This window comes from Snodgrassella alvi (genome assembly GCF_002777855.1).
In the GTDB taxonomy this organism is placed as follows: Bacteria; Pseudomonadota; Gammaproteobacteria; order Burkholderiales; family Neisseriaceae; genus Snodgrassella; species Snodgrassella alvi_E.
In genome coordinates this window covers 138,826-145,734 of the sequence record NZ_MEIK01000028.1, presented here as the reverse complement: position 1 = coordinate 145,734, position 6,909 = coordinate 138,826, and the positions used below count along the sequence as shown (strand labels likewise).

The 6,909-nt window shown below is 41.9% G+C and carries 7 protein-coding genes; all 7 read right to left on the bottom strand.

The features are described 5' to 3' along the window. The coding region (locus BHC43_RS03945; protein WP_144078734.1) for a two-partner secretion domain-containing protein at positions 1-499 on the bottom strand (499 nt) is incomplete at its 3' end. A gap of 67 nt (positions 500-566) precedes the next feature. Beyond that, positions 567-2,339 carry a ShlB/FhaC/HecB family hemolysin secretion/activation protein gene (locus tag BHC43_RS03940; protein WP_218966462.1) on the bottom strand — a complete coding sequence of 591 codons (1,773 nt, stop codon included), beginning with the start codon at positions 2,337-2,339 and terminating at the stop codon, positions 567-569. Positions 2,340-2,927: 588 nt separating this feature from the next. Beyond that, entirely contained in the window at positions 2,928-3,527 is a 600-nt protein-coding gene (locus tag BHC43_RS03935; protein ID WP_100156571.1) for a nitroreductase family protein, read from the bottom strand. Positions 3,528-3,890: 363 nt separating this feature from the next. After that, positions 3,891-4,193 (bottom strand): AzlD family protein, encoded by a 303-nt coding sequence (locus tag BHC43_RS03930; protein ID WP_100140690.1) that lies wholly within the window; start codon positions 4,191-4,193, stop codon positions 3,891-3,893. After that, a complete protein-coding gene (locus tag BHC43_RS03925) occupies positions 4,186-4,893 on the bottom strand; it encodes an AzlC family ABC transporter permease (protein WP_257377978.1) in 708 nt (235 codons plus the stop codon). The genes BHC43_RS03930 and BHC43_RS03925 overlap by 8 nt, the downstream gene beginning before the upstream one ends. A gap of 759 nt (positions 4,894-5,652) precedes the next feature. Beyond that, positions 5,653-6,312, bottom strand: a complete 660-nt coding sequence (locus BHC43_RS03915) for a YiiX/YebB-like N1pC/P60 family cysteine hydrolase (RefSeq protein WP_218966461.1) — start codon at positions 6,310-6,312, stop codon at positions 5,653-5,655. A 98-nt stretch (positions 6,313-6,410) separates the two neighbouring features. Further along, complete coding sequence (locus BHC43_RS03910) at positions 6,411-6,872, bottom strand: hypothetical protein (RefSeq protein ID WP_100156568.1); 462 nt, start codon at positions 6,870-6,872, stop codon at positions 6,411-6,413. Between the last annotated feature and the right edge of the window lie 37 nt (positions 6,873-6,909).

The window sequence follows — 6,909 nt, the reverse complement described above, 5'->3', positions numbered from 1 at the left end:
GCCGGCTGGGATTGCTGCTGTTGATTTGGTTGACGATGATGCCGGCTTCGCCTTTGGCCAGCCATGGGTTGCCTTGTATCCAGCCAGCTTGTTTGGTCTGGGTGCTTTTACGGCTGTTGTTGAGGATGGCTCCTTGTTTGTTGACGTCTAATTGCCGGTACTGGTTGATGGATACGCCGCCTTTGCTCGGGGTCTGGATGTTGATTTGCGGGATGCCGTTGGCGGTTTGGAGGATGGTGGGTTGCTGGTTTTTGGGGGCTGACGGGTCGGCATGGATGTCTGCTGCTATGGCAGAGTGATTAATGAGTACGCATACACCTAATCCGAGTAGGATAGAGCTGGTTAATACGGGTAGTCTAGCCAGTAGGCTGCTGAAGATGGTGCCGCCGCTTTGATTACGGTCTGCGGTGCTTTTGCCTTCACGGATGGTGTTTTCGGCTACGGCAACCAGAATCCCTCTTTTTTTGTTGAATATGACTTTGTATCTGTTTTTATTCATGATTTTTCCTGTTATTCGGCCGTACAGTCTGGGCTAACGGCGTTCTGATATGTGTGGTTTGATTGTGTTATATGGAATAGTTGAGACTGAAGCCAACGGTGGTATTGGCGGTACGGAAGTACTGTGGTTTATATATTGGTTTGCCAGCAAAGATGTCGTAATACCACTGGCCACCGGCTTTCATCTGGCCTTTGAAGCCGATAACGGCACCAGCTAGTGTTTTACCCAGCTGCATTTCGGTGGCGGGGCCGGCAACGTGGCCGACATCTAGCCCTAGATATACCTGATGGGTACCTAGATATTGCCAGCTGAGGTTGTTGTTCCAGTACCAGCCTCGTTCTCCCATGAGGGTGACTTCGCCGTCAAATCCGCGCACGGTATAACGGCCGCCGATGGAAAGCTGGTCTTGGGTAATTAAGGGGGTTTTGTTCCACTGGCTGTGAAGGGAGCTGTCGAAGCTGAGGCGTTGTCTGCCTAAGGTGAATGGCTGCGTGTAGCCGATGTCGGCTGTGATGATTTTCATGCGCGATGTGCCTTCGCCAAATTCTTCTTCGGGTGCTCGCAGGCTGTGATCAGCGCCGGTACCGCGGCGGTAACCTATTCCGATGTTGACGGTGCCATTACCTATGTATTCTTGATGATTTAGGTTGACTGCCCAGCCGGCAGTATGCCGTTGCTGTACTTCGATTTCGGCATCGTTTACGTAATTATGGGATTGCCGACGCCATAATTTGGCGGTGATGTCGGTTTTGCGGTGGCTGTCACGATACAGCATCCGCGTTAGTCCGATGTCGCTGTTGTCGCTTTTGCCGTTGTAGTCGTAGTTTTCGTTGTATCCGGCTACGGCCTGATGATAACGGTAATGGTTGCGGTTATACGCTATCAGCCAGTTGCCATAAGGTATTGAGTAATGCAGTGCATAGCCACGGGTACCGCTGCCGGTGCGGTTGCCATCGCTGTCTATTTGACTGTCTTTGCTGCCTAAATCATGGTTGTAGTTGATATAAAATAAATCACTTAGTCCTAAGGGATTGTCTGCTGATAATGTGACGCCTCCCTGATAACGCCCTGTGGAATGGCTGCCGGAATCGTCTGCGTTAAAACTTATACGAAAGGGAATAGTTCGTTGTGACCAGCTGATGACGATGTCGCTTTCGTTCGGTGCTTCAGCCGGTACTATCTGGATATCAGCTTCGGCGGTGGGAACGCGACGCAGGTTTTCCAGTCCCTGCTCTAGCTGCCTCAGATTCAGGATGTCTCCGGCTCTGGCTGGAAATTCGTTCTGGATGCGGCGAATACGCTCTACGTGGGTGGTTGCTGCATTATCTAGGTTGTAACGAATGGTATGGATTCGTCCCGGAATGACGCTGAGCTGTAAGATGCCGCTGGTAAGATCCTGTGGTGTGGCTAAAATACGGGTGGTGGTATAGCCACGTTCGATGACGGCATTCTGTGCCAAGGTCATGATCTGGTTGATGGCTTTGCTGCCTAGGCACATGCCTGAGGTAAACTGGCTCTGACGCTGTGCTTTTTTTAGGGCAAACTGGAACCGGCTGGCTTCTTCTCCTGTCAGGATGATGCTGTTGATGGCAAAACACGGGGTTTCGTTGGTATTCAGTTTGTCTGTCTGTGTTGGGTTTTCTTCTTGTGGCTGTAAACGAATATTTACTTCGGGCTGCATTTGCTGCTGAAACTGCTGCTGACGCTGCTGTTCGCGAATGATTTGCTGTTGCTGCTGACGGTCTAGCTGGGAAGCTACTTCTGATACCGGCGAGGCGTAAGCAGTTGCCATTCCATTGCTCAGCAGCCATACCAGCACGACAATTTTTTTTAAACGCATTTCATTTAATGCTTATTGAATGTTAAAGTTGGTTAATTCTAAAGTTAGATTGCGATAATTACAACTGAGTTGATTATTATCAGATAATGAAATGGAACATCATATCAAGAAAAAAAGTGTTTATATTTTAAGCAATTTAAGTACAAAAAATATCATTATTATAATATATCTAATTGATTTTAAAATAAATACAAAATAAAATTACTGATATTGAATATATTCCTAAATCAGTATACATTAAAAATTAATAAACTCTATATTAGCATTTTATTGCGATTATCAATACTTATTAATGATAAATTGCTATTTTATGTATTTATTTGGTATTTTTATTTAAATAATATAAATACCAATATAAATTAAAGGTTTTTAATTAGTAAAAAATAATATTTTTGTTTAGAATCAATATTTTGAAATAAATTACACATATTTTGCTGCTTATCGCATTTTTTGAGAAGGTTAAGCTATTTTTCTGAATAATTAAATAAGATATTGCATCTCTGTCACTCATTAAAAGAAAGCCGGATTGATAATCAATCCGGCCGGATAATTTCTCTTTTCATTCACGGCAAATATTTAGCATTTTATTTAATAAAAAACTTTGAAGCGTTCGGTATCGTCTATAAAGGTTTTCTCAGGGAAAGGTGCTTCATTGGAACCAAAAGGCATCATTGCGCGTAGTTTCCAACTATCGGGTATTTGCCATTCTTTGGCGGCAGCTGCATCTGGCAACGGGTTATAATGTTGCAGGCTGGCACCGATTCCGGCATTGGCTAGTGCTGTCCATACCGCAAACTGAGCTATACCGCTACCTTGCTCTGACCAAATCGGGAACTGCTCAGCATAACTCGGATATTGCTGTTGCAGGCCGGCAATGGTTTGCTGATCTTCGTAAAACAATATGGTACCAATACCTGCGGCAAAGCCGTTGATTTTGGCTTCGGTAGGCGCAAATTTGTCGGCTGGTACGATGGCACGCAATTCATTCATAACGATATGCCAAAACTTTTCACTTTGCTGATTAAATAGAACCACAACGCGTGAACTTTGTGAATTAAAAGCAGATGGTGACAGCTTTACAGCTTGTTCTACCAATGCTGTGATTTCTTCCTGCTCCTGAGTAATATTCTTGCCAAGTGTATATTGGGTACGACGTTTTTCAATGGCTTCAATCAATGCATTGCTCATTTTAGTTCCTTTATCATTCTGTAATTAAATTATGAATTGCGAAACAACATCTATTACCATGTTAACGGAAAAAAAACAGTATTCCCACCCCTTGCGGCGAATACAAGTTTAATTTAAATGATGGTTAAAAATAATTTTATTATTTGTAAAACAATAATTAACAACTAAAAACAATTTTAATTTGCCTGAAAAACAGTGTGTTTAAGTGCTGGTTACTCAGCATTTCTTATCAGGAATTGATTTATTTATTCTGATTGGGGCAACTGAATGATATGAAAAAACAAATTGTTTTTACATTATTTTTTATTTATAGAAATATAATTTCATCCAATATAGGGCGATTATCGGATGAAACAGTCTGATTTAATAAAGCAGTAAATGGCGCAATACAGCAGTAATGCCGACACTTAAAATAACGGTGGGCAATAGAGAAAATCGCCACGCCAGCAGTAGGGTGATGATTACTGCTAATAAATTGGCAGGCTGAGTTGTAGCAAAAGCCGGTGCAATCACCGCGATCAGTACACAGCCAGGAATGGATTCCAGTACGCGAGTGAGACGGGGGCTCAGTTTTCGTCTACGGAGTAATAGATAGCCACTTATTCTTGTAATGTACGTTACTGCCGCCATGGCCAAAATGGTACATAAAGCCGATAAATCAATCATACGCCGCCATAATAAATGCCAGTGCCAGACCTGCCAGTGTACCCAGCAATACATACCAAGCACCTGACAGCAAATTGTAAGTAACGATCGCTACTAACAAACTTACTACCCATGGGATAGCAGCTTTAATCCCTTTCCACATGCCCTTGATTAAAACCAGAAAGACGGCAACAAAGGCCATATCAAAACCATAATGGGAGACATCGCCAATAAGCGGGCCTATCAAAGCACCTAAGGTAGTGAAACCCATCCAGGACAGATACAGGCCAATACCACTAGCGAGAAAAAAGTAATAACTGAATGTCTGCGCAGGAGATTTTTTAATATCGGTAACTGTCAGTGCCCAGCTTTCATCACACATAAAAAAGAGGGAGGCTAGTACTTTACGTTTACTCAATGCGCTTAGGTACGGTGTAAGTGCTGCACTCATAAGAATATGACGGCTATTGACGAGTAAAGTCATCAGAGCAATGAGGAGCAGATGTGGCGGAGATGTCCATAAATTAACGGCAACGAATTCAGAACCACCAGCAAAGTTCAGAGCAGTAAGCAGAGATATTTCGCCTGTGCTCATGCCCTTCTGGATAGCCTGTGCGCCCAATACCATTGCGAATGGAATAAAGCTGAGCATAAGAGGCAGAGCGGTAATAAGCCCCCTTTTTATTTCCTGTGCTGGAGAGGGTACGCTAGCTGAAGACACTTATCAAAAATTCCGATTTAACACAATAAATTAGAGCCAGAATAAATTTTTATTCACGCCAAAAACCGATTTCAGAACAGTAAATGGCATATCTTTACAGATAATAATGAAAGCAACATTATAATTGATAAATGTAAGCTTATTCAATAATAATCTAAGTAGATACAACAGTGAAATAATAAAAAATAGCTTGAATTGATTGAGTCTCAACAGCGCTGCCATGCCGGTGAAACAGGTATTAGGTTAGCCCAAGCTTCTTGCTCATGCGACGAATAATTTTTAGTTTATTTTTTGAATGACTAATTAACTATTTTTATTATTTGGGTCAAAACAAAATATTTAGCACCAAGTCAGTAATGATACTGATATTAAACTATGATTTAGCTTTCGATTTGCCTTCATTCAAAACTAATACCCATTGCTTCAATTTGGCAAGTTTTAGCCGTTATTTAGCCTAAGAGACTGTTGCAGAATTTATTTCCACTTTATCGATTATCTGATATCGGAAAATCCGAGACAATATCATATAAATTAATAATTATTTTCAGCAATTGGAAAACAAATCTCTCTTAGATTGATTAGAGAGATTACATTTTTTCTCTACTGGATTTTTTAAAAGCAAGAGCTGTGTTTTATTTAAACGGACTAAATAGAATACAGTGAGTTAATGATTACAATATAAATAGCTGATTTTATATCAGGACTTTTTATCCAGTCTACCAGATAGACAGAATAAAGAAGTCCTGTTTTATACGTTAATTACTGATAAAAATGCACTATATCAATTAAATCTGAACGCGACATATCTCCGGGGTTGTTTCCTTGTTCTCCTTCAGGAATCGGAATGCCCATCTTTTTGAAATGCTCTACCCAGTAAACTGGAAATTCGCCGGTTTCCTTAGATTTGAAGGTCATGGCGCGCAATGGAAATACTTCTTTACCATGATTGGCTTCTTTGAAAATCTGGTAGATTAATTCGGAGCAGTAATATTGGTCGTTGTGAATATTAAAGGCATTATCGTATGGTTTACCCACTTTTTGTCTGGCCGATGTAATGGCAGCTGGTATCAAAGGCTGATATTGGGCTTTAAGACGGCCAACCACAGCACGCGGTACACATTGTTGATTTTTCGGATGCAAATAGGTTTGCACTGGTGTAATTCTGACTTTAGGCGGAGTGGCCTCAATGATGCTAGTCTGACCGTTTTTTTTCTGCCAGACGATGCCAACATGGGTAAAGTTATAGCCATCAAGCCCACTGGTAGCCGCTTTGATGGCGCTGTTCATACCACCATCGCATTCTTCTATAAATATCAGGTCGCCGTTTTGCAGATGAAAAGGTTTCTGTGCATAGGCATTCAGGCTGAGCAACAGGAAAACAACAGCGGTAAACCATGTTTGGATAAGTTTTTTACTCATGTCTGTATTTAATATCATTGGTTAATAATGGTTAATAATACAGTATTTATTAGTCCATCTTTCATTAATATGCTGGGTTGATAGAAATTACAATTGTATCAGTCCACGCTTTTGCCACGCTTGCGCTGAAAAATACGGTAGCTGGCAGCAAAAGCGGCGATGGCTGCTCCAATCAGCGCGCCTCCGATAAACATAGAAACCAGATCAACCGTTTTGCCCACGTCCAGACTGTCTAATACTTGTTTGGCACTCAGTTTCTGGCTAGCTGGACTACTCATACCTTCAATCATATGGCGGTTATTACATTTGGGCAGCAAAGCCTGCTGGTCAGCTAACTGTGGATAAGTTTGTTTCACTTCAGTTTCGCACCGCTGAATTTGTGCCGGTGTTACCAGATTAAACCAGCCGCCAATATAAAGACCACCTGCCAGTAGACAGGCGCCCACTATGCCTACCAATACAGCAGAACCTCGTTTTTGCTCAGCGGCTGTTGCAGTAGTGTTTTTTTTGGCAGATTGTTGTTCGGCTTGACGTTTGATTTGTCGGGTTTTATTACTCACTTGCGCTTATTCCATGGCGAACAATTTAAGTTTTTAA